The organism is Streptomyces sp. NPDC021224 (assembly GCF_044332905.1).
Lineage (GTDB): Bacteria > Actinomycetota > Actinomycetes > Streptomycetales > Streptomycetaceae > Actinacidiphila.
This window is the reverse complement of sequence record NZ_JBIRPW010000011.1, coordinates 12,270-36,920: the sequence shown is the minus strand read 5'-3', so window position 1 is coordinate 36,920 and position 24,651 is coordinate 12,270. Positions and strand designations below refer to the sequence as shown.

The window sequence follows — 24,651 nt, the reverse complement described above, 5'->3', positions numbered from 1 at the left end:
GCTACCGTGCCGGACGCGAACTCGGCAGCCCGCCCGGCTACGTCTGGATAACGGCCGGGCGCGCAGTGTCGTGCCCCGGCGGCTCCGCGTGACCGCCGGGGCAGGTCAGCGGAGCCGCGGAGGGCTCACGGGGACGGGCTGGCGCTCGCCGTGGGCGCCGCCGTCGCCGTACCGGCGGGCTTGCCCTTGTTGGCGTCCGCGACCTTCTGCTTGAGGCTGTCCGGGGTCAGCGCCGGGCCGCTGCCGTAGACGCTCTTGCCGTTCAGCAGCACGGTCGGGGTGGCGTTGAATCCGGATTTCCCGAAGGCGTCATTGGATTTGCGCACCCAGTTGTCGTGTGTGCCGTCGTTCACACAGGACGTGAAGGCGGCCGTCTTCAGCCCCGGCACCTTCGCGGCGAGCGTGAGCAGGTTGTCCTTGTCGCCGAAGGCGTCGTCCTGCTCGTCGGGCTGGTTGTCGTAGAGGACGTCGTGGTAGGCGCGGAACTTCCCGGCGTCCTGGGCGCAGGCGGCGGCGTTCGCGGCGTTGAGCGAGCCCTTGCCGCCGAGATTGCCGTCGATGAGCGTGACCAGGTGGTATTCGGTGCGCATCTGCCCGCTGTCCTCCAGCGAGTGGATGGTGGGCGTGAACTGCTTCTCGAAGGCGTCGCAGGCCGGGCAGCGGAAGTCCTCGTAGATGGTGAGCACCGAGGGCGCGTCCGCGGCGCCGACCGGGATCACCAGGCTGTTGTCGCCCGTGGCGCCGCTCGGCGCGGCGGCGGGGGTGCCGGGGAGGGCGCCGCTGCCCGAGCCGTGGTTGGTCGCCACGACCCCGATCACCGCTCCGACACCCAGTACGGCCGCCACCACGACCACGGCGATCAGGGTCCGCTTGCGCCGCTGCCGGGCCTGCTCCCGGGCACGCTGCTCGCGCAGGGCCTCGCGGGCGCTGTGTTTTCCGTCTCGATTGCGTTCACTCACGCCCAGCGCAACGGCGGGGGGCGGCGCCCAGCGCCTCCCCCCGCCGTTTTTCGCCCGCGGGAGTGACGAAAACCGCTCCCCCGGGTGATCGTCAGGCCCGCTTGCGTACGCCCTCGGCCAGCTCGGCGGCCAGCGCGCGCACCGCGGCGAGCCCCGCGGCCAGGTCGTCACCGGCGTCCAGCACGCGCTGGACGAAGGCCGAGCCGACGATGACGCCGTCCGCGAAGCCCGCCACCTCGGCGGCCTGCGCGGCGTTCGACACCCCCAGGCCCACGCACACCGGCAGGTCCGTCGTGGCGCGGGTGCGCCGCACCAGGTCGGCCGCCTGCTCGCCGACGCTCGCCCGGGTGCCCGTGACGCCCATGAGCGAGGCCGCGTAGACGAAGCCGGAGCCCGCCTCGGTGATCCGGGCCAGCCGCTCGTCCCGGCTGGAGGGCGCGACGACGAAGACCGTCCCGAGACCGTGCTCGGCGGCCGCCTTCCGCCACGTCCCGGACTCCTCGACCGGGAGGTCCGGCAGGATGCACCCGGCGCCGCCCGCCTCGGCCAGCTCCGCCGCGAAGCGCTCGGCGCCGTAGCGGTCCACCGGGTTCCAGTACGTCATGACCAGCACCGGCTTGCCGGTGGCCGCGTGCGCCTCGCGCACCGTGCGCAGCACGTCGGCGATGCGGACACCGCCGCGCAGCGCGATGTCGTCCGCGGTCTGGATGACCGGGCCGTCCAGCACCGGGTCGCTGTGCGGCAGCCCGACCTCGACGATGTCGGCGCCGCCGTCGAAGGCCGCCTTGATCGTCTCGATGCCGCCGTCCACGGTCGGGAAGCCCGCCGGGACGTACGCGATCAGCGCGGCGCGGTTCTCGGCCTTCGCCGCCGCGAGGGTGCTGTCCAGCAGTTCGATCGTGCCGCTCACTTGGCCGCCCCCTCAGCGCTGTCGGTGTCGTACAGCCCGAAGTAGCGGGCCGCGGTGTCCATGTCCTTGTCGCCGCGTCCGGAGAGGTTGACCAGCAGCAGGGCCTCCGGGCCCAGCTCGCGGCCCAGCTCCAGCGCGCCGGCCAGCGCGTGCGCGCTCTCGATCGCCGGGATGATGCCCTCGGTGCGCGACAGCAGCCGCAGCGCCTGCATGGCCGCGTCGTCCGTCACCGCGCGGTACTCCGCCCGCCCGGTGTCCTTGAGGTAGGAGTGCTCCGGGCCGACGCCCGGGTAGTCGAGCCCCGCGGAGATCGAGTACGGCTCGGTGATCTGGCCCTCGTCGTCCTGGAGCACGTACGAGCGCGAGCCGTGCAGGATGCCCGGCTGGCCCGCGGTCAGCGTCGCCGCGTGCTCGCCCGTCGCCACACCCCGGCCGGCCGGCTCGCAGCCGACCAGCCGCACACCCTCGTCGGGCAGGAAGGCGTGGAACAGGCCCATCGCGTTGGAGCCGCCGCCGACACAGGCCACCGCCGCGTCGGGCAGCCGCCCGGCGCGCTCCAGCAGCTGGCGGCGCGCCTCGACGCCGATCACCCGGTGGAAGTCGCGCACCAGCGCCGGGAAGGGGTGCGGGCCGGCGACCGTACCGAACAGGTAGTGGGTGCGGTCGACGTTGGCGACCCAGTCCCGGAAGGCCTCGTTGATGGCGTCCTTGAGCGTGCGGCTGCCCGAGGTGACGGAGACCACCTCGGCGCCGAGCATGCGCATCCGCGCCACGTTCAGGGCCTGCCGCTTGGTGTCGACCTCGCCCATGTAGATCGTGCACTCCAGCCCGAAGAGCGCGCACGCGGTGGCCGTGGCCACACCGTGCTGGCCCGCGCCGGTCTCGGCGATGACCCGGGTCTTGCCCATCCGCTTGGTGAGCAGGGCCTGGCCCAGCACGTTGTTGATCTTGTGCGAGCCGGTGTGGTTCAGGTCCTCGCGCTTGAGGAAGACCCGCGCGCCGCCCGCCTCCGCGCCGAACCGCGGCACCTCGGTGAGCGCGCTCGGCCGGCCGGTGTAGTTGGCCTGGAGGTCGTTCAGCTCGGCGGCGAAGGCGGGATCCGCCTTCGCCTTCTCGTACTCGGCGGCGACCTCGTCCACGGCGGCGACCAGCGCCTCCGGGATGAACTTGCCGCCGAACGCGCCGAAGTAGCCCTCGGCACTGGGGGTTCGACCCTCCGGGTCGGGGAGGAAGAAGTCCTGCTCTGCTGGCATGGGTGTCCCCTGGTCAGGTGTACGTACGCGCCGCGCGCGGGCTGAGTGCCCCGCGCGCCGGGCGCGGTGAAGGAGCCGTACGCATACGGCGGAGGCTGCTTGGCCGCTTGTGCGGCTGCCTATGCGGCTGCTGCGGCTGAGCCGCGGCGCCATCGCCTGCCGTTCACCTGGCCGGGCTCGCACCCGATGACGTACCGCACGCGCCGCCCCAGCACCCGGCGCGCCGGCGCCCGGCACCCTCGGGGGCGGCATCCACGTGCCAGCCGTACGTCCAATGACATGCCCTGTACCTTACCGTGCGATGCGGCTGCGCCGGGCGAGCGTTTCAGGGGCGCGGGGAACCGCGGTGAGGTCAGTCCCGGCCCGGCCGCAAGGCCGGGTGCGCGCCGGCGGCGACGAGATCCGCGACCGCCGTCCGGGGGTCGCGGCCGGTGACGAGGGACTCCCCCACGAGCACCGCGTCCGCCCCGTCGTTCGCGTAGGCGATCAGATCGTGCGGCCCGCGCACCCCGGACTCCGCGATCTTCACGATGTGGTCCGGGATCTCCGGCGCGACGCGCGCGAAGTTCCCGCGGTCGACCTGGAGCGTCTTGAGGTCGCGCGCGTTCACACCGATGACCCGCGCCCCCGCGTCCACCGCCCGCGCGACCTCCTCCTCGTCGTGCACCTCGACGATCGGGGTGAGGCCGATCGACTCCGCCCGCTCGATGAGCGAGACGAGCGCGGGCTGGTCGAGGGCCGACACGATGAGCAGCGCGAGGTCCGCCCCGTAGGCGCGGGCCTCCCACAACTGGTAGGCGGTGACGATGAAGTCCTTGCGCAGGACGGGGATGTCGACCTTGGCGCGGACCGCCTCCAGGTCGGCGAGGGAACCGCCGAAGCGGCGCTGCTCGGTGAGGACGCTGATGACCGCCGCGCCGCCCGCCTCGTAGTCGGCGGCGAGACCCGCGGGGTCGGCGATGGCGGCGAGCGCGCCCTTGGACGGGCTGGACCGCTTGACCTCGCAGATGACCTTCACGGCGTCGCCGCGGAGCGCCGCGACGCCGTCCTTCGCGTCACGGGCCTTGGCGGCGCGCTCCTTGAGCTCGTCGAGGGACACGCGAGCCTGCCGCTCGGCGAGGTCGGCACGGACTCCGTCGATGATCTCGTCGAGCACACTCACGCGACAGCTCCCTTTCGGCCGGCCGTACAGCGAAATGATCAGGCCAGTGGCGGTGACCACCGGCTCCGACGATGGTATCGGGCAGGCGCCCGGCAGCCCGCATCCGGTGATCCGCGGTCCCACCACCTGGACAATCTTGCCCCGGCCACGGAGACCATCGGTACGGCTCAGGGCGCGAGCGCGGCCCCGAAGGGCAGATTCCTCACCACGGTGAAGGCCAGCAGCAGTCCGCACAGGGCGTACAGCGCGGCGGGCGGCAGGGCCGGGTCGAAGCGCCGGCCGCGCAGCGTGCGCAGGAACCACACCGTCCAGACGACGGCGAAGACGGCGTAGCCGACGACGGCGGCGGCGTTGCAGCCCAGCGCCGTGCCGAGATGCCCGTGGGCGAGCGCGTACGCGCCGCGCAGGCCGCCGCAGCCGGGGCAGTACAGGCCCGTGTAACGCAGCAGCGGGCACACCGGGTAGTGCCCCGACTGGTTCGGATCGACGGCGGCGACGTACCCGAACCCGGCGAGGACCGTGCCGAGCACTCCCAGCGGTAGGGTGATTTTGCCGCGCAGGCGGGTGGGGGGTGCGGCTGCGGCGTGGGTCACGCCGCCGATCCTCCCCCCACGCTCCTCGGGCCCGCACCGCGAAAGCCCCCGTACGAGTGAGGGCGCGACTCCGCCGCGGTACACCCGTTTTCAGGGGCGCGGGGAACTGCGCGAGCAATCCACCACCGGGGCGCGGGTCGGATACCGACCCAAAGGGTCTCTTCGGTCCGATCCGGACCACCGGCCGGTGGGGGCGGGCCGCGCAGTTCCCCGCGCCCCCAAAAGAACAACCGAGTGCCCCGCGGCGCAGACGCGGAACTCACCCCGCGGCAGCGGAAACGCGGCGGCGCAGCACGCACCCCGCGAGGGGAACGGCTGCGCCGGAGGGGTACGGGGCAAAAGCCCCGAGGGAAGGTCAGGCGTGAGCGGTGGCCTGCTCGCGCTCACCGCGCTCACTCGTCGCCGGCACCGTGACGTCGAACTTGCGGCCCATGCCCATGGTCTTCATGACACCGCCGACCACCGGGCCGAGCACGGTCACGCCGATGCTGATCCAGAACGGGATCGGGTCCGCGGCGACGATGAAGACGCCGGCGGCGCAGAAGCCGATGAAGGAGATGATCACGCCGGTCCAGGCGGCCGGGGTGTGTCCGTGGTCGTAGTGGGCCGCCATGAAGAACTCCCTGATGCTCACACTCGGGGGCGACCTTCGCCTCCTGCTCCGCTCCCATTGTTGCGCGTATCGGGTGCGGAACGTGCAGCGGGGTGGGCGCGCCGGGGTGTGGTACCGGTCTCAGACGGCGGGGCCGGTGGGGTCCTCGCCGCGGTCCAGGGCCTTCCAGAGGTCCTCCGCCCGGTCGGGGTCGACGGGCGGTGCGGGGCGGCGGGCGGCGGGGCCCCGGGGGCGGGCCGGGCGGGTGGTGTCGGCGCGGTCGTAGCGGCTGGACATCGCGGGCCAGGAGGGTCCGTAGCGCAGGGCCAGCAGTCCGGCGACGAGCAGCAGCAGGCCGCCGGCGACGGAGACGAAGGGCCAGCCGGTGGTGGTGACGTGCCGGGCGGTGTCGTGTGCGAGGCCGGCGGTGGAGGCGGCGGCCTCGTTCACGGCGGCGTGGCTGCCGCGCCGGGCGAGCGCGGCGGCGACGGTGCCGAGGCCGCTGAGCGCGAGCAGCGCGGAGACGACGTGGCGTCCGGCGCGGCGGACGGCGAAGACGGCGACGAGCGAGGCGAGTCCGACGAGGGCGAGGGCGCCGGGGAGCGCGGTGGTGTCGGTGCCGCTGGCGTGCACGGGGAGGTTGGTCTCGCCGAAGGCGGCGTAGCCGCGCGACCAGGTCTTGCCCGCGGCGACCAGGACCAGGCTCGCCCCGAGCGCCCCGGCGGGCAGGGCGACGGCGAGGGTGCGCAGTCCGGCGCGCCGCGCGGCCCTGCCGTCGTCGCGCGCGGACACGGTCACGGCGGCGTCGGACGCGGGCCCGGCGTCGGACGCGGGCTCGGGGGCGTCGGCGGCGGCTTCTGCGGCGGCGGGGGCGGACTGGCGCGGGACGGAGGTCACTCCCCCACTATCCTCTGCCGCCGGGCGGAAGCGGCGACCGGGGGCCCGGGGCGGCGGTGCGGGGACGAAACGGGGCACATCTCCGGCACACCCCCCGACCCGTCATGATCAGGTCAAGAATGCGCCAACTCCCGCCCATTAAAAGGCAAAACGGCGGCGGACCTTCCGCTTTCGTCCGCTTCGCGCCCTTGTTGGCGGGCGCCCGTCACCCTACGTTCTCGGCCAGTCCCCTGCACCCCACATATCGCAGGGGCCTCTCCATTCACGCACCACCGACTCCCCCACAGGAGGACGCACGTGCACGACACCCCCCACATCCGTACGCACACCCGCCATACCTGGCCGGCCCTGGCCGCGGCGGCAGGTCTCGCCGCAGCCGGGCTGGTGGGCCTCGCGCAGCCCGCGGGGGCCGCGCAGGACGCCGCCCCGGCTCATCGGCTGACCACCGCGCGCTCCTGCGCGGTCGCCACCGCCCCGGACGCGATGGCCTGCAAGGCGCTGCGGGTCACCAGCGGCAGCGACACCCTCGCGCCCGCGGCGCGTTCCGCGCACCCGGCGGCCATCCCGTCGGGTTACGGACCGTCCGAGCTGCGTGCGGCGTACGCACTGCCCGACACCGGCGGCGAGGGCGCCACCGTCGCGATCGTGGACGCCTACGACAACCCCAACGCGGAGGCGGACCTGGCCACGTACCGCGCCCAGTACGGTCTGCCGCCCTGCACCACCGACAACGGCTGCTTCCGCAAGGTCGACCAGCGCGGCGGCGCCACCGTGCCGGTGCCCAACACCGGCTGGGCCGAGGAGATATCGCTCGACCTCGACATGGTCAGCGCGATCTGCCCGGCCTGCCACATCCTGCTGGTCGAGGCGGACACCTCGTTCCTGACCGATCTGGGCGAGGCCGTCGACACCGCGGTCGCGCTGGGCGCCCGGTACGTCTCCAACAGCTACGGCGGCGCCGAGTCGGCCACGGACACGACGTACGACACCGACTACTTCGACCACCCGGGCGTCGCCATCACGGCCAGTTCCGGGGACGGCGGGTACGGCGTGCTGTACCCGGCGGCCTCGCCGTACGTGACGGCGGTGGGCGGCAGCTCGCTGCGGCCGGACGACAGCGCGCGCGGCTGGACGGAGTCGGTCTGGGGCGGCGCGGGCTCGGGCTGCTCGGCGTACGACCCGAAGCCGGCGTGGCAGCGGGACACCGAGTGCGCCGGCCGTACCGTGGCCGACGTCTCCGCGGTGTCCGACCCGGCGACCGGCGTCGCGGTCTACGACACGTACGGCAACGACACCGGCTGGGAGGTCTTCGGCGGCACCAGCGCCGCGGCCCCGCTCATCGCGTCGGCGTACGCGCTGGCCGGGCCGCCGTCCGAGGGCTCCTACCCGGCGTCCTTCCCGTACGCGCACGGCGACGCGCTCAACGACGTGCAGAGCGGCACGAACGGTGAGTGCGCGGGCTCCTACCTGTGCACCGGCGCGGCCGGCTACGACGGCCCGACCGGCGTCGGCACCCCGAACGGCCTGGCCGCCTTCACCGGCTGACCGGCCGCAGGAACGGCCGGGGGCGGCGCGGGTGTGACGACCCGCACCGCCCCCGGCACCCGCACGAGATCCGTCCGGCACCCGCACGCGATCCGCTACGAGGAACGCGCCGCCCGCGTCATGTGGTTGGCGATCGCGACCGCCCGCAGCACCGCCGCCGCCTTGTTGCGGCACTCGGTGTCCTCCGCCTGCGGGTCGGAGTCGGCGACGACGCCCGCGCCCGCCTGCACGTACGCGACGCCGTCGCGCAGCACCGCGGTGCGGATGGCGATCGCGGTGTCGGAGTCCCCGGCGAAGTCCAGGTAGCCGACGCAGCCGCCGTAGACGCCGCGGCGGACGGGCTCCAGCTCCTCGATGATCTGCATGGCGCGCGGCTTGGGCGCGCCCGACAGCGTGCCGGCCGGGAAGCACGCGGTGAGCACGTCGAAGGCGGTGCGGTCCTCGGCGACCCGGCCGGTGACGGTCGAGACGATGTGCATGACGTGCGAGTAGCGCTCGACCGACATGAAGTCGACGACCTCGACGCTGCCCGGCTCGCACACCCGCCCCAGGTCGTTGCGCCCGAGGTCGACGAGCATCAGGTGCTCGGCGCGCTCCTTGGGGTCGGCGAGCAGTTCCTCGGCGAGCGCCGCGTCGGCCTGCGGGGTGGCGCCGCGCGGCCGGGTGCCCGCGATGGGGTGCACCATGGCCTGCCCGTCCTCGACCTTGACCAGTGCCTCGGGGCTGGAGCCGACGACGTCGAAGCCCTCCAGCCGCAGCAGGTACATGTACGGCGAGGGGTTGGTGGTGCGCAGCACGCGGTAGACGTCGAGGGCGCTCGCCTCGCAGTCGGTCGTCATCCGCTGCGAGACGACGACCTGGAAGGCCTCGCCCGCGTGGATGCGCTCCTTGATCTCGACGACCGCGCCCTGGTACTCCGGGCCGCCGAAGCCCCAGCTGACGGGGAAGTCGACGGAGGCGGGCAGTTCGGCGGGCGGCTGCGGCAGCGCCCGGCCGAGGTCGGCCTGCATCGCGTCGAGGCGGGCGACGGCGTCGGCGTAGGCCTCGTCGACGCCGGTGTCCCGGTCGTTGTGGTTGATCGCGTTGGCGATCAGCAGCACCGTGCCGTCCCAGTGGTCGAGCACCGCGAGGTCGGAGGTGAGCAGCATGGTCAGCTCGGGCAGGCCCAGCGGGTCGTGGGTGCTGTCGCCGATGCGCTCCAGGCGGCGCACGATGTCGTAGCCGAGGTAGCCGACCATGCCGCCGGTGAAGGGCGGCATGCCGGCGGTGAGGTCGCGCGGGGTGTGCAGGGCCTCGACGGTGGCGCGCAGCGCCTGGAGCGGGTCGCCGTCGACGGGCACGCCGACCGGCGGGGTGCCGAGCCAGTGCGTCTGCCCGTCGCGTACGGTCAGCGTCGCCGCGGACCGCACCCCGACGAAGCTGTAACGGGACCAGGAGCCGCCGCCGGCGCCGCTGTTGGAGCTGGTGTCGGCGGATTCCAGCAGGAAGGTGCCGACCCGCTCGGCGGCGAGCTTGCGGTAGAGCCCGACCGGGGTGTCGCCGTCCGCGAGGAGGCGGCGGCTGACCGGGATGACGCGGCGGTCCACCGCGAGCTTGCGGAACGTGTCCAGGTCCATGGCCGCAGACCTTACTGGCCCGGTGCGGGCAGCAGGACGTCCGCGTCGAAGCATGTGCGGTCCCCGGTGTGACAGGCGGCGCCGACCTGGTCGACCCGCACCAGCACGGTGTCGCCGTCGCAGTCCAGCGCGACCGACCTGACGTGCTGCACGTGCCCCGAGGTGTCGCCCTTGGTCCAGTACTCGCCGCGGCTGCGGCTCCAGTACGTGCAGCGGCCGGTGGTGAGGGTGCGGTGCAGCGCCTCGTCGTCCATCCAGCCGAGCATCAGCACCTCACCGGTGTCGTACTGCTGGGCGATGGCGGGCACCAGGCCGTCGGCGGTGCGCTTGAGGCGGGCGGCGATGGCGGGGTCGAGCTGGGACATGGGTCCATGATGCCGCCGGTCGGGGGGTGCGCGGAAATGACGTGTCCGGATGCCGGACCGGCTCCTTCCGCGGTACGCGCCCGGGTCCCTTCCCGGCGGCCGGGGCACACCGGGCGCGGCCGGATCCGTGCCCCCGGGCGGGCCGGGAATGCGCACACCGACACCAATAACCGGCAAAGGGGATAAGCGGATTGACTGTAGCCAAGCTGTCGCGGGGTTGTTACTCGCGACCCTCACCCGTATGGGGCATCCTTCGTGCATGGGTTTTCCACCACCGCCTCCGCACAACGGCCCGCAGCCGCCCCCCGACCAGGGCGGCGGCTTTGGCCCGCCTCAGGGTTTCGGCCCGCCCCCGCCCCCTCCTCCGAACGACGGTTACGGCTATCCGCAGCAGGGCGGCGGTTTTGGACCGCCCGGACCTCCCGGACCCCCGGCCCCTCCCGGTGGCGGCTACGGCTACCCCGGTGACGGCGGTTACGGCGGTCCCCCGCAGGGCGGCGGCTACGGCGGCCCTCCGCAGGGCGGCGGTTTCGGCCAGGGCGGTTACGGGCCGGGCGGCTTCCCGCCGCCGCCCCCGCCGCCGAACAACAAGAAGCGCAACGTCTGGATAGCCGTCGGCGCGGTCGTGGTCGTCGGCGCGATCATCGGCATCGCGGTCTCCGCGAGCGGCGGTGACGGCGACAAGAAGCCGAGCGCCAAGGACACGACGTCGATATCGATGCCGACCACGACGCGTCTGCCGACCGACATCCCGTCACCGACGTTCAGCCTGCCGACGGACTTCCCCAGCCTGGACCTGCCCACCGACTTCCCGACCGACACCTCGTCCGACGAGCCGGACCCGTCGGCCTCGGACTCCCAGGACATCGCGTACATCGTGGTCGACCCGGGCAAGTGCTTCAACGCCCCGTCGATGACGCACACCATCGACGAGGTCCAGGTGGTGTCCTGCACGACGCCGCACGACGCCCAGTCGGTCGCCACCAAGACGCTGTCCGGGACCTTCGCCTCCGAGCAGGACATCCAGGACAAGGCGTTCGACCTGTGCAAGGCCGACGCCAAGGCGCACGCCCCGGCGGACGGCAAGGAGTACTACGAGTACGTGCTCTACCCGCAGTTGGTGACGTACGAGATCCAGGGCCGCAAGACGGTCACCTGCGCGCTCAGCATCAACGACGGGACCAACGGCAAGAAGCTCACCAAGAAGCTGAAGTGACGCGGAGCGGGTGAACAACGCGTCCCCGGGCGCGAGGAGCGGGCGGGAGCGGCGCCGGGGTTCTAACCTGGCGCCATGACGACCCATGCGCAGCGTGAACGTCTGCTCCTCGCCGACCTCCTGGAGGCCTCCGGGCCCGACGCGCCCACCCTCTGCGGGAGCTGGACGACCCGGGACCTGGCCGCCCACGTCGTCGTGCGCGAACGCCGCGGCGACGCGGCGGCCGGCCTGGTCGTACCGCGGCTCGCGGACCGGCTCGAAAGGGTGCGCCGCGAGTACGCGGAGCGCCCCTACGCCGAGCTGATCCGGCTCATCAGGACGGGACCGCCGCGGCTGTCGCCGTTCGCCCTCAAGCAGCTGGACGAGGCGTCCAACACCGTGGAGTTCTACGTCCACACCGAGGACGTGCGGCGCGCGCTGCCGGAGTGGACCCCGCGGGAGATCGACCCGGTCTTCGCGGACGCCCTGTGGAAGCGGCTGGAGCGCGCCGCCCGCCTCTTCGGCCGCCGCTCCCCCGTCGGCCTGGTGCTGCGCCGCCCGGACGGCCAGACGGTGGTGGCGCACCGCGGCTCGCCCGTCGTGACCGTCACCGGCGAACCGGCCGAGCTGACGATGTACGCCTTCGGGCGGCAGGCCGTCGCGGACGTCACCGCGGAGGGCGAGGCGGAGGCGGTGGGCAAGGCCGCGGTCGCCGAGCTGGGCGTCTGACGGCCCCCGGGGTCAGCGGAGTTCGGCGGTGCGCACGGCCGGCAGGAAGGCCGTGAACGCGCCGCCGACGGCCGCCAGCAGTGCGCTCGCCAGGAAGACCGGCGAGGGCCCCAGTGCGCCCGAGGCCGCGGCGAAGAGCGGGTAGACCAGCGGGGCCAGGCCGAAACCGGTCAGGCCCATGACCGAGGTGACGCGGCCGAGGTAGCCGGGCTCGGTCGCGGACTGGATGAGAGCGGTCGCGAGCCCCCCGCACACCCCGCAGACCAGCCCGGCGACGCACGCGGTGGCCGCGGCGGCGGCGAGCGACGGCACGATCCCGACGACGCCGAGCGCCGCGCTCCCCGCCAGCAGGGTGACGATCTGCACGGCCCCGGCCCGCCGTATCCGTCCGCGGGTGGCCAGCAGGGCCGCCCCGGCGGCGGCGCCGGCGCCGAACGCGGCGATCACCCAGCCGTAGCCGCTCGCGCCCCAGCCACGCCGCTCGGCGAGCAGCACCATGCCGACGTTCATCGGACCGGCCAGGCCCAGCTCGCACAGCGCGCCGGACAGCACCAGCGGGCCGACCAGCGGGTGCCGCCGGATGTAGCCGAGCCCGTCGCGCAGCTCCCTGCCCGCGGGCGCGCGGGCCGCGGCGGACGGGCCGGGGGCGATCCGGGTGCCGAGCAGCAGCGGCACGGAGACCGCGAACAGCAGCCCGGCGACCAGGAAGGCCGTGGCCCCGCCGCCCAGGCCCATGGCGAGCCCTCCGGCGGGCGGCCCGGCGACCTGCCCGAGCCGCACCGCCAGCGCGCGCAGGCCCTGGACGCGGACGAGCTGGTCGGTGGTGGTGATCCGCGGCGGCAGCGCGCCGACGGCGGGCATGAACAGCGCGTCCACCACACCGAAGGCCAGCGCCAGCGCGACCAGCAGCCACAGTCCGGGCGAGGTCGTCGCGAGCCCGGCCGCGGCGGCGAGGATCAGCACGCAGCGCACCGCGTCGCTGCCGATGACCACCCGGCGCGGCCCGAGACGGTCGGCGAGCACGCCCCCGCCGAGCATGAGCAGCGCCCGCGGCACCGCGCCCGCCGCCATCACGAGGCCGACCTGCGCGGGCGGTACGGCTCTGGCGGCGGCGAACCCGAGGGCGACGAAGTAGACCGAGTCGCCGAGCATCGAGGCGGTGTAGGCGGTGAGCCAGCGCAGCACGTTGCCGTCGCGGTACGCGGGCCGGGCGGCGACGGCGGGCGTCGTGCCGGATGTCGCGGTCTGGGCCATGGCCGGTCTCCTGACGTCGTGGGGGCTCGGGGGCTCAGGGGGCTCAGGGGCGGAAGGGGAAGCCGTACATCTGCACCGCGACGTGCTCGCGGCCCTCGGTCTCCCCGGCCGCCTCGGCGGCCTGGCCGCGGTCGACCCAGCGCTGCATCAGCGCGGTGACCTCGTCGGCCATCTGCTGGAGTTCGGCGGCGGTGAGCAGCGGCATGAACTCCGAGGAGAAGGAGGCGTTTGTCCACTCCCGCGGCCAGGCCGCCTGCTGGTCGAGGAACTGCTCGTAGCGCTCGGCGCGGGTGGCGAGCAGCTGCCGGGTGACCTGGGCGAGGACGGCGGCGCCTTCCGGGCGGTCGGCGAAGTCGGCGCTGCGGAAGGACCAGCCGCGATCGGTGGAGACCTTCCACCAGCGCTCGCGGCCGTCCGTGCCGTGGCCCGGGTCCTCGGTGATGAAGCCGTGCGCGGCCATCTTCCGCAGGTGGTAGCTGACCAGCGAGACCGCCTCGTCCACCTGGTCGGCGAGGTGGGAGGCGGTGGCGCTGCGGGCGGTGAGGAGGGCCCGGTAGAGGCGGATGCGCAAGGGGTGGGTGAAGACCTTGAGCGCGTCGAGGTCGGTGATCTGGTACATGCCGCCGGTCGTGCCGGGGGTGGTGCTGTCCTGGTCGCTCACCCTGTCGAGACTAGATACGAAAGAAATATTGCACAACTATATTTGCGCAACTTTTCTTTCTCACCTGATCGCGCCCCTCCGCCCCCGGCGGGAGGGCAGGATGCCGCCATGTCTCTCGACGGCACCCGCGCGCACCTCAGCGGACCCGGTGACCTGCCGCCCCTCGTGGAGCGCGCGGCACAGACGGCGACCAGGCTCGGCTTCCCCTACTCCTGCCGCCCCGAGCAGGGCCGGCTGCTGCACGCGCTCGCCGCGGGCGCGCAGCACATCGGCGAGACCGGCACCGGCTGCGGGGTCGGCCTCGCCTGGCTGGTCTCCGGCATGCGCGGCGGCGCCACCGCGGTGAGCGTCGAGCGGGACGCGGGACGCGCGCGGGCCGCTGCGGAGCTGTTCGCGCCGCTCGCGCCCCGGATCACCGTGCGGCAGGGCGACTGGACGGCGATCGCCGAGCACGGCCCCTTCGACCTGCTGGTCCTCGACGGCGGCGGGCAGGGCAAGGACGGCGGCCCCGCCGCCGACCCGCTGGCCCTGCTGCGCCCCGGCGGCGTCCTGGTCATCGACGACTTCACGCCGTCGGGCGGCGCCCCGGTCGACGACCCGCCGCGCCACCACTGGCTCGACCACCCGGCGCTGCGGACGGTGGAGATCCCGCTCGCGCCCGACCTGTCCACCCTGGTCTGCACGCGGACCGCACGCTAGCGGCGGCTACCGGACGGGGTGGCCCGCCTCCCGCAGCGCGGACTTGACCTCGGGGATGCGCAGGTCGCCGAAGTGGAAGACGGACGCGGCCAGCACCGCGTCCGCGCCCGCCGCGACGGCCGGCGCGAAGTCGTCGAGGCGGCCCGCGCCGCCGGAGGCGATCACCGGCACCGACACCCGGGCGCGGACCGCGGCGATCATCTCGGTGTCGTAGCCGTCCTTGGTGCCGTCGGCGTCCATCGAGTTGAGCAGGATCTCGCCCGCGCCCAGCTCGGCGGCCCGCTCGGCCCACTCGATCGCGTCGATGCCGGTGCCGCGGCGGCCGCCGTGCGTGGTGACCTCGAAGCCCTCGCCGGAGGCGGCGCGCCGGGCGTCGACCGACAGCACGAGCACCTGGCGCCCGAAGCGCTCGGCGATCTCCCGCAGCAGCTCGGGCCGGGCGATGGCCGCGGTGTTGACGCCGACCTTGTCGGCGCCGGCCCGCAGCAGCTTGTCGACGTCGTCGGCGCTGCGCACCCCGCCGCCGACGGTGAGCGGGATGAAGACCTGCTCGGCGGTGCGGCGGACCACGTCGTAGGTGGTCTCGCGGTCGCCGGAGGAGGCGGTGATGTCGAGGAAGGTCAGCTCGTCGGCGCCCTGGGCGTCGTACAGGCGGGCCATCTCGACCGGGTCGCCGGCGTCGCGCAGGTTCTGGAAGTTGACGCCCTTGACGACCCGTCCGCCGTCCACGTCGAGGCACGGGATGACGCGTACGGCGAGTGTCATGCGGGGTCTCCTCTGTCTTCTGCGTCGCCCGTGTCCCCGGCCGGGGCGCGGAACGCTTCGATCTCCACTTCCACCAGCACCCGGGAGTCCGTGAAGCCGGCCACCACCAGCATGGTGGTCGCCGGGCGGACCGCGCCGAGCACCTCGGCGTGGGCACGGCCCACGTCGTCGGCGTCCCGGGCGTGGCTCAGGTACAGCCGGGTGCGGACGACGCTGTCCGCGCCCAGGCCGAACGGCTCCAGCGCGGCGAGCGCGTTGCGCAGCGCCAGCAGCGCCTGCTCGTACGGGCTGCCCTCGCCGCGCACCTCGCCGTCCACGACGGGCAGGGTGCCGGACACCAGGACCCTGTCCCCCGCGGCGACGGCGTGCGCGAAACCGTAGGCCTCCTCCAGCGGGTCGCCGGACTGCTCACGCCGTACTGCGGGGTTCGGGGTCATCGCGACACAGCCTCCAGGGCCTCTTCGAGCGTGAACGCCTTCGCGTAGAGCGCCTTTCCCACGATCGCCCCCTCCACTCCCTGCGGGACGAGAGTGGCGAGGGCGCGCAGGTCGTCCAGGCTGCTCACCCCGCCGGACGCGACCACCGGGCGGTCGGTCGCCGCGCACACACCGGACAGCAGTTCCAGGTTGGGGCCCTGGAGCGTGCCGTCCTTGTTGATGTCGGTCACGACGTAGCGGGCGCAGCCCTCGGAGTCCAGCCGGGCCAGCGTCTCGTAGAGGTCGCCGCCGTCGCGCGTCCAGCCGCGGCCGCGCAGCGTGGTGCCGCGCACGTCGAGGCCCACCGCGATCTTGTCGCCGTGCTGCGCGATGACCTTGGCGACCCACTCCGGGGTCTCCAGCGCCGCGGTGCCGAGGTTGACCCGGGTGCAGCCGGTGGCGAGCGCGGCGGCGAGCGTGTCGTCGTCGCGGATGCCGCCGGACAGCTCGACCTTGATGTCCATGCTGCGGGCGACCTCGGCGATCTGCGCCCGGTTGTCGCCGGTGCCGAAGGCCGCGTCCAGATCGACCAGGTGCAGCCACTCGGCGCCCGCGCTCTGCCAGGCGAGCGCGGCGGCCATCGGGTCGCCGTACGACGTCTCGGAGCCGGACTCGCCGTGCACCAGGCGTACGGCCTGGCCGTCGCGGACGTCGACGGCGGGGAGCAGTTCGAGCGTGGTCAGCGCGTTCATCGGGGGCGTCCTCGGTGATCGGTGAGCGGTGGGGCGTCGAAAAGGGACCGGGCGGGCTCGCGCGGGCCTAGAAGGTGCCGAGCCAGTTGCGCAGCAGCAGCGCGCCGGCCTCGCCGGACTTCTCCGGGTGGAACTGCGTGGCCCACAGCGGCCCGTTCTCCACCGCGGCGACGAACGGCTCGCCGTGCGTGGACCAGGTCACCTGCGGGCTGCGGATGCGGTCGTTGTGCTCGTCCATCTCCCAGCGGCGCACCGCGTAGGAGTGCACGAAGTAGAAGCGGGCGTCGGCGTCCGTCCCGGCGAAGAGCCGGGAGTCCGCAGGGGGCTTGACCGTGTTCCAGCCCATGTGCGGGACGACGGGCGCCCGCAGCGGCTCGACCGTGCCGGGCCACTCGTCCAGGCCCTCGGTCTCCACGCCGTGCTCGATGCCGCGGGCGAAGAGGATCTGCATGCCGACGCAGATGCCCATGACGGGCCGCCCGCCGGCCAGCCGACGGCCCACTATCCAGTCGCCGCGCACCGCCTTCAGTCCGGCCATGCACGCCGCGAAGGCGCCCACACCGGGCACCAGCAGCCCGTCGGCGGCCATCGCCTTGTCGTAGTCGGCGGTGATCTCGACGTCGGCCCCGGCGTGCGCGAGGGCGCGCTCGGCGGAACGGATGTTGCCGAAGCCGTAGTCCAGTACGACCACGCTCTTGCTCATGTAGGCCTCCCCTAGAGCTGGAGCAGACCGGTGACGAGAGCCATCACCGATCCGATGGCCAGCAGCGCGATCAGCGACTTGGACTGCTTCTGCTGCCAGAACGAGTACACCCCGCCGGCGAGGAAGAGTCCCAGCAGGATGAAGAGGGTCGATCCCTTGTTCACGGCTACAGCGCGCCCTTCGTCGACGGCAGGATTCCCGCCGCCCGCGGGTCACGCTCGCTGGCGTACCGCAGGGCGCGGGCGAGGGCCTTGAACTGGCACTCGACGATGTGGTGCGCGTTGCGCCCGTAGGGCACGTGGACGTGCAGCGCGATCTGCGCCTGGGCGACGAACGACTCCAGGATGTGCCGGGTCATCGTGGTGTCGTACGAGCCGATCATCGGCGCCATGTGCTCCGGCTCGGTGTGCACCAGGTACGGGCGGCCGGAGAGGTCCACCGTGACCTGCGCGAGCGACTCGTCGAGCGGGACGGTGCAGTTGCCGAAGCGGTAGATGCCCACCTTGTCGCCGAGCGCCTGCTTGAAGGCGGCGCCGAGCGCGAGGGCGGTGTCCTCGATGGTGTGGTGGGTGTCGATGTGCAGATCGCCCTCGGTCTTGACCGACAGGTCGAACAGCCCGTGCCGGCCGAGCTGGTCGAGCATGTGGTCGTAGAAACCGACGCCGGTGGACACGGACACCTGCCCGGTGCCGTCCAGGTCGATCTCGACGACCACCGAGGTCTCCTTGGTGGTGCGCTCGATACGGCCCACGCGGCTCATGCGCGTCTCCTCCGTCATGCTGTGTGCTCCTTGAAGACCGCGCGCGCCGCGTCCAGGAACGCGTCGTTCTCCGCGGGGGTGCCGACCGACACGCGCAGCCGCCCCGGCACCGAGAGGTCCCGGACCAGCACGCCGTGCGCGAGGATCGCCTCCCACGCGGCGCGATTGTCGGCGAAGACGCCGAACTGCACGAAGTTCGCGTCCGACGCGGTCACGTCGTATCCGGTCGCGACCAGCTCGCGGACGATCCGGTCGCGCTCGGTCTTGAGCTGCTCGACGTAGCCGAGCAGGGTGTCGGTGTGCTCCAGCGCGGCCAGCGCGGTGGCCTGGGTGACGGCCGACAGGTGGTACGGCAGCCGGACCAGCTGCACCGCGTCCACCACCGCCGGGTCGGCGGCGAGGTAGCCCAGGCGCAGCCCGGCGGCGCCGAAGGCCTTGGACATGGTGCGGGTCAGCACCAGGTTCGGGCGGCCCTCGACGAGCGGCAGCAGCGACGGCTGGTGCGAGAACTCGCCGTACGCCTCGTCGATCACGACCAGCGACGGGCCCTGGCCTTGCGCCGCGTCGTACAGCGCGACGACGGTGTCGGCGGAGACGGCCGTGCCGGTTGGGTTGTTGGGCGAGCACACGAACACCACCTCGGGGCGGCGCTCGGTGATCTCGGCGACGGCGGCGGCCAGGTCGATCGTGAAGTCGTCGTGCCGCGGCCCGGAGATCCAGCCGGTGCCGGTGCCGCGGGAGATCAGCGCGTGCATCGAGTACGACGGCTCGAAGCCGATCGCCCGGCGGCCGGGGCCGCCGAAGGTCTGCAGCAGCTGCTGGATGATCTCGTTGGAGCCGTTGGCCGCCCACACCTGCTCCGCGGTGACCGGGTGGCCCGCGGTCCGGGTGAGGTAGGCGGCGAGCGCGGTGCGCAGCTCGACCGCGTCCCGGTCCGGGTAGCGGTTGAGGCCGCGCGCGGCCTCGGCGACCCGCTCGGCGATCCGGGCCACGAGGGCGTCCGGCAGCGGGTACGGGTTCTCGTTGGTGTTGAGCCGCACGGGCACGTCGAGCTGCGGGGCGCCGTACGGGGACTTGCCGCGCAGCTCCTCGCGGATGGGCAGGTCGTCGATGCGGGTCACTGCTCGGCCCCTCCGAACCTGATCTGCACCGCGGCGCCGTGCGCCGGCAGGTCCTCGGCTTCGGCGAGCGTCACGACGTGGCCGGCGACCTCGGCGAGGGCCTCGCGGGAGTAGTCGACGACGTGGATGCCGCGCAGGAAGGACTGCACGGACAGGCCCGAGGAGTGGCAGGCGCAGCCGCCGGTGGGCAGCACGTGGTTGGAGCCCGCGCAGTAGTCGCCGAGCGAGACGGGGGCGTGCGGGCCGACGAAGACCGCGCCCGCGTTGCGCACCCGGGCGGCGACGGCGGCCGCGTCCCGGGTCTGGATCTCCAGGTGCTCGGCGGCGTACGCGTCGACCACCTCCAGGCCCTGGTCGAGGGTGTCGACGAGCACGGTCGCGGACTGCCGCCCGGACAGCGCCGCGGTGATCCGCTCGCGGTGCCTGGCGGCCGCGACCTGGACGTCCAGCTCCTTGTCGACCGCGTCGGCCAGCTCCGCGGAGGTGCTGACCAGCACCGCGGCGGCCAGCGGGTCGTGCTCGGCCTGGCTGATCAGGTCGGCGGCGACGAAGGCGGGGTCCGCGGAGTCGTCGGCGAGGACCGCGATCTCGGTGGGCCCGGCCTCGGCGTCGATGCCGATCCGGCCCTTGAGCAGGCGCTTGGCGGCGGCCACGTAGATGTTGCCGGGGCCGGTGACCAGGTCCACCGGGCGGCAGTCCTCGGTGCCGTACGCGAACATCGCGACGGCCTGGGCGCCCCCGGCCGCGTACACCTCGGTGACGCCGAGCAGCGCGCACGCCGCCAGGATCGTGGGGTGCGGCAGGCCGCCGAACTCCTTCTGCGCGGGCGAGGCCACCGCGATGCCCTCGACCCCGGCCTCCTGCGCCGGCACCACGTTCATGACCACGGAGGACGGGTAGACAGCCAGACCACCGGGCACGTACAGCCCGACCCGCCGCACCGGCACCCACCGCTCGGTGACCGTGCCGCCGGGCACGACCTGCGTCATGACGTCCGTACGGCGCTGCTCGCGGTGCACCAGCCGGGCCCGCCGGATCGACTCCTCCAGGGCCGCGCGCACCGCCGGGTCCAGCTCCGTGAGGGCGTCCGCGAGCGCCTGCCCGGGCACCCGCAGCGAGGCGGGGCGCACCCCGTCGAAGCGCTCCCCGAAGTCGAGCACCGCCGCCGAGCCACGATGCCGCACGTCGTCGCAGATGGGCCGCACAGCCTCAAGGGCGGCCTCGACGTCGAAGTCGGCACGGGGCAGCAGGTCGCGGTCGATCCCGCCCTCGGGGAAGGCGGCGCCGCGCAGATCGATTCGGGAGATCACGCTGCCAAGTGTAGAGACCCGGACACGCGCCCCGGTCGCGCCATCCACTCCGTGATACGAGCCGTCCCGCCCCGGCCCGGCGGAAACCCGCACCCCGGCCCGGCCCGTCCGCCCGGCCGGACCTCGCGAAACGGTGAACCTTCCGGCCCGCGGCGCTAGCGTGAGCGGCATCGGGCTACGGGGAGGGGACGCCGGTGAGTGACGCTGCGCGCGGGGCGGCGGCGCCGTCGGACTGGACGGCGGTCGAGCAGCGCATGTGGGAGGCCTTCCGGCACGGCCGCACCCTGGACCTGCGCACCGGCGACACCGCCGAGGACGACCCGCTGGACGGCCCCGCGTGGGGCGCCGACCGGACGGTACGCGGCCAGGTCGTCGCCGAGCTGCTGCTCGCCGGGCCGCCCGCCGCACCCGGGCGGGTCGCCGCGCTCAAGCTCGCCGGGGTACGGATCAGCGGGCGGCTGATGCTGTCGGGCGCCACCGTCACCCCGTACGTCCAGCTCGACGACTGCCGCTTCGACGAGCACCTGATGCTCCAGGAGTGCCAGGCCGGCAGCATGCGGCTGGTGCGCTGTCTCATACCCCGCCTGGAGGCCGCCCGGCTGCAGATCACCGGCGACCTGCACCTGCCGCAGTGCCGCATCGCCGGGGGCGTGCGGCTCACCGACGCGCACATCGGCACCGACCTGCTGCTCAACGACGTCACCGTCCGACCCGGGCGCGCCGCGCGGGCCGTCGCCGCCGACGGGCTCATCGTCGGACAGGACCTGGACGCCGAACTCATCGACGTCACCGGCGAACTGAGCCTGCGCAGCGCCCGCGTCGGCGGCCGGCTCAGCCTGCGCGGCGCCACCCTGCGCAACCCCGGCGGACGGCAGGCCCTCAACGCCGCCCGCATCACCGTCGAGCACACCCTCTACCTGTCCGGCGGCCGCCGCACCGTCCCCGGCTCCGCCCCCTCGGCCCCGCCCGCCCCGGACGCCGAGATCCGCGACTTCACCTGCCACGGCGGCCTGCGCCTGGACGACGGACGGTTCGGCAACGCCCTCGTCATCTCCCGCGCCCGCTTCCTGACCACCACCGCAGAGCAGCAGGTCTCGCTGCGCCGCATCCAGACCCCCGAACTGTGCTGGCGGCTGCACCGGGCCCCGAACTGCACCGTCGTCGTCTCCGGCACCGTCGGCAAGCTCAACGACATCCCCCGCGCCTGGCCCGGCCCCGGCCGGGTGCGCGTGACGAGCTTCACGTACGACACCCTCACCCCGCTCGCCGAATTCCCGCTGGCCGACCGGCTGGAATGGCTCCAGGCCGCCACCCCCGAATTCCGCCCCGAACCCTACGAACGGCTCGCCACCGCCCTGCGCGCCGCCGGCGAGGACGCCGAGGCCCGCGAGGTGCTGCTGGCCCGCCAGCGCCGCCGCCGTGAGACGCTGCCGCTCGCCGGACGCGTCTGGGGCTGGGTCCAGGACGTGACGGTCGGCTACGGCTACCGGCCCGGCCGCGCCGCGGTCTGGATGGCCCTGCTGTGGGCCCTCGGCGCGGTGTACTTCGCCCTCCACCCCACCCCGCAGCCCGCCGACGCGGGCGGCTACCGCCCCCACTGGAGCCCCGCGCTCTACGCCCTGGACCTCCTCCTCCCCGTCATCGACCTCGGCCAGGACAACGCCTGGCGCGAAGTGGGCTTCGCCCAGTGGGTGGCGTCCGGCCTCACCCTTCTCGGGTGGATGCTCGCCACGACCGCCGCCGCGGGCGCCACCCGCCTCCTGCGCCGCAGCGCGTGACCGCTCCGCGGGGCACGGCAGCGTCAGGCGCGGTCTGAGGGGTCAGGAGGGGGCGGGGGTCTCCTGGGGGGTGAAGGTCAGGCGGTCGTCGGCCGCGTCGACCGTGACGCGGCCGCCCTCGCGGACGCGACCGTCGAGGAGGAGACGGGACAACTGGTTGTCCACCTCCCGCTGGATCGTGCGGCGCAGCGGCCTCGCCCCGTACTCCGGCTGGTAGCCGTGCCGCGCGAGCCAGTCCACCGCGGCCACGGTGAAGTCCACCTCCACGCCCTGCGCCCGCATGAGCCGCCGGGTCTGCTCCAGCAGCAGGTCCGTGATCCGCCGCAGCTGCGGCTCGTCGAGCTGCCGGAAGACGACGATCTCGTCGATCCGGTTGAGGAACTCGGGCCGGAAGTGCTCCCGCAGCGGCCGCAGGATCTGCTCGCGGCGGGCCTCCTCGTCGGCGTCGGCGCCACCGGAGCCGAAGCCGATGCCCGCGCCCCGCCGGGCGATCGCGTCGGAGCCGAGGTTGCTGGTCATGACGATGACGGTGTTGGTGAAGTCCACCGTGCGGCCCTGGGAGTCGGTGAGCCGCCCGTCGTCGAGGACCTGGAGCAGGATGTTGAAGACGTCCGGGTGCGCCTTCTCGACCTCGTCGAGCAGCAGCAGCGAGTACGGGTGCCGGCGTACGACCTCGGTGAGCTGCCCGGCCTCCTCGTGGCCGACGTATCCGGGCGGGGCGCCGACCAGCCGGCTGACGGTGTGCCGCTCCTGGTACTCGCTCATGTCGAGCCGCACCATCCGGTCCTCCTCGCCGAACAGCGCCTCGGCGAGCGCGCGGGCCAGTTCGGTCTTGCCGACGCCGGTCGGGCCGAGGAAGAGGAAGCTGCCGATGGGGCGGTGCGGGCTGCCCAGTCCTGCGCGCGAGCGCAGCACCGCGTCGGCGACGACGGCGACCGCCTCGTCCTGGCCGACGACCCGCTGGTGCAGGTGCTGTTCCAGGCCGAGCAGCCGGTCCTTCTCCTCCTGCGTGATGCTGCTCACGGGGATGCCGGTCTGCCGTGAGACGACCTCGGCGATCGCCTCGGAGGTGACCTCCAGGTCCTGCCCGTCGTCGGCCCGCCCCTCCTCGCCGGCGTCGTCGATCCGCTTGCGGAGTTCGGCGACCCGGTCGCGCAGCTGCGTGGCGCGCTCGTACTGCTCGGCGGCGACGGCCTGGTCCTTGTCGCGGGCGAGCTGCTCGGCCTCGCGTTCCATCGCCCGCACACCGGTGCCCTTGGTGCGCGAGCGCAGCCGGACGCGGGCGCCCGCCTGGTCGACGAGGTCGATGGCCTTGTCCGGCAGCCGCCGGTCGGTCAGGTAGCGGTCGGACAGCTCGACGGCCGCGTCGAGGGCCTCGTCGGTGTAGCGGACCTGGTGGTGCGCCTCGTAGCGGTCGCGCAGCCCGCGCAGGATCTCCAGCGTGTCGGCGACGGACGGTTCGGGGATCAGGATCGGCTGGAAGCGGCGGGCGAGCGCCGCGTCCTTCTCGATCCGCCGGTACTCCTCCAGCGTGGTGGCGCCCACGATGTGCAGTTCGCCGCGGGCGAGCGCGGGCTTGAGGATGTTCCCGGCGTCCATGCCGCCGCCTTCGCCGCCCCCGCCGCCGCCCGCGCCCACGACGGTGTGCAGCTCGTCGATGAAGATGACCAGCTCGTCGGAATGCGCGCGGATCTCGCCCACGATGGCGTTCATCCGCTCCTCGAAGTCGCCGCGGTAGCGGGTGCCCGCGACGACCGCGGTCAGGTCCAGCGCCACGACCCGGCGGCCGGTGAGGGTGTCGGGCACGTCCCCGTCCGCGATGTGCTGCGCGAGACCCTCGACGACGGCGGTCTTGCCGACGCCCGCGTCGCCGATCAGCACCGGGTTGTTCTTGCCGCGCCGCGACAGCACCTCGATGGTCTGCTCGATCTCCTGGTCCCGGCCGATGACCGGGTCGATACGGCCCTGCCGCGCCTGGTCGGTGAGGTCCCGCCCGTACTGGTCGAGGGTGGGCGTGCCGGAGGAGCCGCCGCCGGGCCGCCCCTGCGTCTGCACCCCGCCCGCGGGTGCGCCGCCGCCCTGCTCGGAGGGCAGCCCGGAGGCGGCGAGCCGGGCGGCGTTCAGCATGTGCCCGGCGGCCGACTCCGGGTTCGCCGCGAGCGCGCCGAGCAGGTGCTCGGGGCCGATGTACCCGGCGCCGGAGGCCCGCGCCAGCTCGTGGGCGTCCAGCAGCGCGCGCTTGGCCGCGGGGGTCAGCGACAGCGCCGCGGGCCCCGAGTCGTCGGGCTCGTGCGCGGGCCCGGAGCGCTCGTCGATCTGCGAGGCCAGCGCGTCCGGGTCGGCGCCCGCCCGGCTGAGCAGGTCCCGGGTGGGTTCGGCGGCGAGCGCCGCCCGCAGCAGGTGCTCGGTGTCGAGGTCGTGCCGCCCGTGGTCGGCGGCGTACTGCGCGGCGCCCTCCACCAGTTCCCGGGCGGGCCGGCTGAGCAGCCGGCCGATGTCGACCTGCCGGGGGGCGGGCGGACGGCCGCCGAGGAAACGGGCGAAGAAGTCGCCGAACGGGTCGTCCTCGGGTCCCATGAATCCGTTGGTCATCGTGGCTTCCCTCGCTGGCCCGTC

At 74.0% G+C, this 24,651-nt stretch carries 26 protein-coding genes; 5 read left to right on the top strand and 21 right to left on the bottom strand.

Features of this window, described 5'->3' with window-relative positions:
• Positions 1-125: 125 nt before the first annotated feature.
• The 8 genes from ACH4PY_RS25415 to ACH4PY_RS25380 all read right to left on the bottom strand — a co-directional run bounded on the left by ACH4PY_RS25415 (position 126) and on the right by ACH4PY_RS25380 (position 6,366).
• On the bottom strand, positions 126-959 hold the full coding sequence (locus ACH4PY_RS25415; RefSeq protein WP_398187207.1) for a DsbA family protein: 834 nt from the start codon (positions 957-959) through the stop codon (positions 126-128).
• A 91-nt stretch (positions 960-1,050) separates the two neighbouring features.
• Entirely contained in the window at positions 1,051-1,869 is an 819-nt protein-coding gene (trpA, locus tag ACH4PY_RS25410) for a tryptophan synthase subunit alpha (protein WP_398187204.1), read from the bottom strand.
• The gene (gene trpB / locus ACH4PY_RS25405; protein ID WP_398187201.1) at positions 1,866-3,122 is read right to left on the bottom strand and encodes a tryptophan synthase subunit beta; all 1,257 of its coding nucleotides are present in this window, start codon (positions 3,120-3,122) and stop codon (positions 1,866-1,868) included. Before trpB ends, trpA begins: the two co-directional genes overlap by 4 nt.
• Before the next feature lie 119 nt (positions 3,123-3,241).
• Positions 3,242-3,403, bottom strand: coding sequence for a tryptophan biosynthesis modulator TrpM (trpM, locus tag ACH4PY_RS25400; protein ID WP_398187192.1), 162 nt, complete (start codon positions 3,401-3,403; stop codon positions 3,242-3,244).
• Positions 3,404-3,474: 71 nt separating this feature from the next.
• Positions 3,475-4,284, bottom strand: a complete 810-nt coding sequence (gene trpC / locus ACH4PY_RS25395) for an indole-3-glycerol phosphate synthase TrpC (RefSeq protein WP_398187187.1) — start codon at positions 4,282-4,284, stop codon at positions 3,475-3,477.
• Between the two features lie 167 nt (positions 4,285-4,451).
• Positions 4,452-4,877: a DUF2752 domain-containing protein gene (locus ACH4PY_RS25390; RefSeq protein WP_398187184.1), complete on the bottom strand. Its 426-nt coding sequence runs from the start codon at positions 4,875-4,877 to the stop codon at positions 4,452-4,454.
• Positions 4,878-5,232: 355 nt separating this feature from the next.
• On the bottom strand, positions 5,233-5,490 hold the full coding sequence (locus ACH4PY_RS25385; RefSeq protein ID WP_398187638.1) for an HGxxPAAW family protein: 258 nt from the start codon (positions 5,488-5,490) through the stop codon (positions 5,233-5,235).
• 120 nt (positions 5,491-5,610) lie between these two features.
• Entirely contained in the window at positions 5,611-6,366 is a 756-nt protein-coding gene (locus ACH4PY_RS25380; RefSeq protein WP_398187181.1) for a TIGR02234 family membrane protein, read from the bottom strand.
• A gap of 297 nt (positions 6,367-6,663) precedes the next feature.
• On the opposite strand from ACH4PY_RS25380, the gene ACH4PY_RS25375 reads away from it, so the two are divergent.
• Positions 6,664-7,911, top strand: a complete 1,248-nt coding sequence (locus ACH4PY_RS25375; RefSeq protein ID WP_398187178.1) for a S8 family serine peptidase — start codon at positions 6,664-6,666, stop codon at positions 7,909-7,911.
• A gap of 95 nt (positions 7,912-8,006) precedes the next feature.
• Here the strand turns inward: ACH4PY_RS25375 and ACH4PY_RS25370 are convergent, their stop codons facing one another.
• Both ACH4PY_RS25370 and hisI read right to left on the bottom strand, forming a co-directional pair.
• The gene (locus tag ACH4PY_RS25370) at positions 8,007-9,527 is read right to left on the bottom strand and encodes an anthranilate synthase component I (protein WP_398187175.1); all 1,521 of its coding nucleotides are present in this window, start codon (positions 9,525-9,527) and stop codon (positions 8,007-8,009) included.
• 11 nt (positions 9,528-9,538) lie between these two features.
• Positions 9,539-9,892, bottom strand: a complete 354-nt coding sequence (gene hisI, locus ACH4PY_RS25365) for a phosphoribosyl-AMP cyclohydrolase (protein WP_398187172.1) — start codon at positions 9,890-9,892, stop codon at positions 9,539-9,541.
• Positions 9,893-10,151: 259 nt separating this feature from the next.
• On the opposite strand from hisI, the gene ACH4PY_RS25360 reads away from it, so the two are divergent.
• On the top strand, positions 10,152-11,108 hold the full coding sequence (locus tag ACH4PY_RS25360; RefSeq protein WP_398187169.1) for a hypothetical protein: 957 nt from the start codon (positions 10,152-10,154) through the stop codon (positions 11,106-11,108).
• A gap of 75 nt (positions 11,109-11,183) precedes the next feature.
• The gene (locus ACH4PY_RS25355; protein WP_398187166.1) at positions 11,184-11,816 is read left to right on the top strand and encodes a TIGR03085 family metal-binding protein; all 633 of its coding nucleotides are present in this window, start codon (positions 11,184-11,186) and stop codon (positions 11,814-11,816) included.
• A gap of 12 nt (positions 11,817-11,828) precedes the next feature.
• On the opposite strand, the gene ACH4PY_RS25350 is transcribed toward ACH4PY_RS25355, so the two are convergent.
• Both ACH4PY_RS25350 and ACH4PY_RS25345 read right to left on the bottom strand, forming a co-directional pair.
• Complete coding sequence (locus tag ACH4PY_RS25350) at positions 11,829-13,070, bottom strand: MFS transporter (RefSeq protein ID WP_398187163.1); 1,242 nt, start codon at positions 13,068-13,070, stop codon at positions 11,829-11,831.
• Positions 13,071-13,113: 43 nt separating this feature from the next.
• Positions 13,114-13,689, bottom strand: coding sequence for a helix-turn-helix domain-containing protein (locus ACH4PY_RS25345; RefSeq protein ID WP_398187635.1), 576 nt, complete (start codon positions 13,687-13,689; stop codon positions 13,114-13,116).
• A gap of 150 nt (positions 13,690-13,839) precedes the next feature.
• Between ACH4PY_RS25345 and ACH4PY_RS25340 the strand changes: the two genes are divergently transcribed.
• Positions 13,840-14,430 carry an O-methyltransferase gene (locus ACH4PY_RS25340; RefSeq protein ID WP_398187160.1) on the top strand — a complete coding sequence of 197 codons (591 nt, stop codon included), beginning with the start codon at positions 13,840-13,842 and terminating at the stop codon, positions 14,428-14,430.
• Positions 14,431-14,436: 6 nt separating this feature from the next.
• Here the strand turns inward: ACH4PY_RS25340 and hisF are convergent, their stop codons facing one another.
• From hisF to hisD, 8 genes are all read right to left on the bottom strand, one after another.
• On the bottom strand, positions 14,437-15,195 hold the full coding sequence (hisF, locus tag ACH4PY_RS25335; protein ID WP_398187157.1) for an imidazole glycerol phosphate synthase subunit HisF: 759 nt from the start codon (positions 15,193-15,195) through the stop codon (positions 14,437-14,439).
• Positions 15,192-15,632 carry a Rid family hydrolase gene (locus tag ACH4PY_RS25330; protein WP_398187154.1) on the bottom strand — a complete coding sequence of 147 codons (441 nt, stop codon included), beginning with the start codon at positions 15,630-15,632 and terminating at the stop codon, positions 15,192-15,194. The genes hisF and ACH4PY_RS25330 overlap by 4 nt, the downstream gene beginning before the upstream one ends.
• Positions 15,629-16,363, bottom strand: coding sequence for a bifunctional 1-(5-phosphoribosyl)-5-((5-phosphoribosylamino)methylideneamino)imidazole-4-carboxamide isomerase/phosphoribosylanthranilate isomerase PriA (priA, locus tag ACH4PY_RS25325; RefSeq protein WP_398187151.1), 735 nt, complete (start codon positions 16,361-16,363; stop codon positions 15,629-15,631). The genes ACH4PY_RS25330 and priA overlap by 4 nt, the downstream gene beginning before the upstream one ends.
• A gap of 67 nt (positions 16,364-16,430) precedes the next feature.
• Positions 16,431-17,066 carry an imidazole glycerol phosphate synthase subunit HisH gene (gene hisH / locus ACH4PY_RS25320; protein WP_398187148.1) on the bottom strand — a complete coding sequence of 212 codons (636 nt, stop codon included), beginning with the start codon at positions 17,064-17,066 and terminating at the stop codon, positions 16,431-16,433.
• An 11-nt stretch (positions 17,067-17,077) separates the two neighbouring features.
• Positions 17,078-17,230, bottom strand: a complete 153-nt coding sequence (locus ACH4PY_RS25315; RefSeq protein WP_398187145.1) for a hypothetical protein — start codon at positions 17,228-17,230, stop codon at positions 17,078-17,080.
• Positions 17,231-17,232: 2 nt separating this feature from the next.
• Positions 17,233-17,826: an imidazoleglycerol-phosphate dehydratase HisB gene (gene hisB, locus ACH4PY_RS25310; RefSeq protein ID WP_398187632.1), complete on the bottom strand. Its 594-nt coding sequence runs from the start codon at positions 17,824-17,826 to the stop codon at positions 17,233-17,235.
• Positions 17,827-17,840: 14 nt separating this feature from the next.
• Positions 17,841-18,947, bottom strand: a complete 1,107-nt coding sequence (locus ACH4PY_RS25305) for a histidinol-phosphate transaminase (protein ID WP_398187142.1) — start codon at positions 18,945-18,947, stop codon at positions 17,841-17,843.
• The gene (gene hisD / locus ACH4PY_RS25300; RefSeq protein ID WP_398187139.1) at positions 18,944-20,257 is read right to left on the bottom strand and encodes a histidinol dehydrogenase; all 1,314 of its coding nucleotides are present in this window, start codon (positions 20,255-20,257) and stop codon (positions 18,944-18,946) included. Before hisD ends, ACH4PY_RS25305 begins: the two co-directional genes overlap by 4 nt.
• 254 nt (positions 20,258-20,511) lie before the next feature.
• Here hisD and ACH4PY_RS25295 point away from each other — a divergent pair, with 254 nt between their 5' ends.
• Positions 20,512-22,035, top strand: a complete 1,524-nt coding sequence (locus ACH4PY_RS25295; RefSeq protein ID WP_398187629.1) for an oxidoreductase — start codon at positions 20,512-20,514, stop codon at positions 22,033-22,035.
• A gap of 42 nt (positions 22,036-22,077) precedes the next feature.
• On the opposite strand, the gene ACH4PY_RS25290 is transcribed toward ACH4PY_RS25295, so the two are convergent.
• Positions 22,078-24,627: an ATP-dependent Clp protease ATP-binding subunit gene (locus ACH4PY_RS25290; protein WP_398187136.1), complete on the bottom strand. Its 2,550-nt coding sequence runs from the start codon at positions 24,625-24,627 to the stop codon at positions 22,078-22,080.
• Between the last annotated feature and the right edge of the window lie 24 nt (positions 24,628-24,651).

Bases quoted from the DNA above. Each gene is read 5' to 3' on its own strand.
- ACH4PY_RS25370 (WP_398187175.1), bottom strand. From the start codon at position 9,527: ATGGACCTGGACACGTTCCGCAAGCTCGCGGTGGACCGCCGCGTCATC.
- ACH4PY_RS25295 (WP_398187629.1), top strand. From the start codon at position 20,512: ATGTGGGAGGCCTTCCGGCACGGCCGCACCCTGGACCTGCGCACCGGC.
- ACH4PY_RS25345 (WP_398187635.1), bottom strand. From the start codon at position 13,689: ATGTACCAGATCACCGACCTCGACGCGCTCAAGGTCTTCACCCACCCC.
- trpM (WP_398187192.1), bottom strand. From the start codon at position 3,403: ATGTCATTGGACGTACGGCTGGCACGTGGATGCCGCCCCCGAGGGTGC.
- ACH4PY_RS25355 (WP_398187166.1), top strand. From the start codon at position 11,184: ATGACGACCCATGCGCAGCGTGAACGTCTGCTCCTCGCCGACCTCCTG.
- ACH4PY_RS25350 (WP_398187163.1), bottom strand. From the start codon at position 13,070: ATGGCCCAGACCGCGACATCCGGCACGACGCCCGCCGTCGCCGCCCGG.
- hisH (WP_398187148.1), bottom strand. From the start codon at position 17,066: ATGAGCAAGAGCGTGGTCGTACTGGACTACGGCTTCGGCAACATCCGT.
- ACH4PY_RS25385 (WP_398187638.1), bottom strand. From the start codon at position 5,490: ATGGCGGCCCACTACGACCACGGACACACCCCGGCCGCCTGGACCGGC.
- hisI (WP_398187172.1), bottom strand. From the start codon at position 9,892: ATGTCCCAGCTCGACCCCGCCATCGCCGCCCGCCTCAAGCGCACCGCC.
- ACH4PY_RS25340 (WP_398187160.1), top strand. From the start codon at position 13,840: ATGTCTCTCGACGGCACCCGCGCGCACCTCAGCGGACCCGGTGACCTG.
- ACH4PY_RS25330 (WP_398187154.1), bottom strand. From the start codon at position 15,632: ATGACCCCGAACCCCGCAGTACGGCGTGAGCAGTCCGGCGACCCGCTG.
- hisF (WP_398187157.1), bottom strand. From the start codon at position 15,195: ATGACACTCGCCGTACGCGTCATCCCGTGCCTCGACGTGGACGGCGGA.
- ACH4PY_RS25290 (WP_398187136.1), bottom strand. From the start codon at position 24,627: ATGACCAACGGATTCATGGGACCCGAGGACGACCCGTTCGGCGACTTC.
- hisB (WP_398187632.1), bottom strand. From the start codon at position 17,826: ATGAGCCGCGTGGGCCGTATCGAGCGCACCACCAAGGAGACCTCGGTG.
- trpB (WP_398187201.1), bottom strand. From the start codon at position 3,122: ATGCCAGCAGAGCAGGACTTCTTCCTCCCCGACCCGGAGGGTCGAACC.
- priA (WP_398187151.1), bottom strand. From the start codon at position 16,363: ATGAACGCGCTGACCACGCTCGAACTGCTCCCCGCCGTCGACGTCCGC.
- ACH4PY_RS25360 (WP_398187169.1), top strand. From the start codon at position 10,152: ATGGGTTTTCCACCACCGCCTCCGCACAACGGCCCGCAGCCGCCCCCC.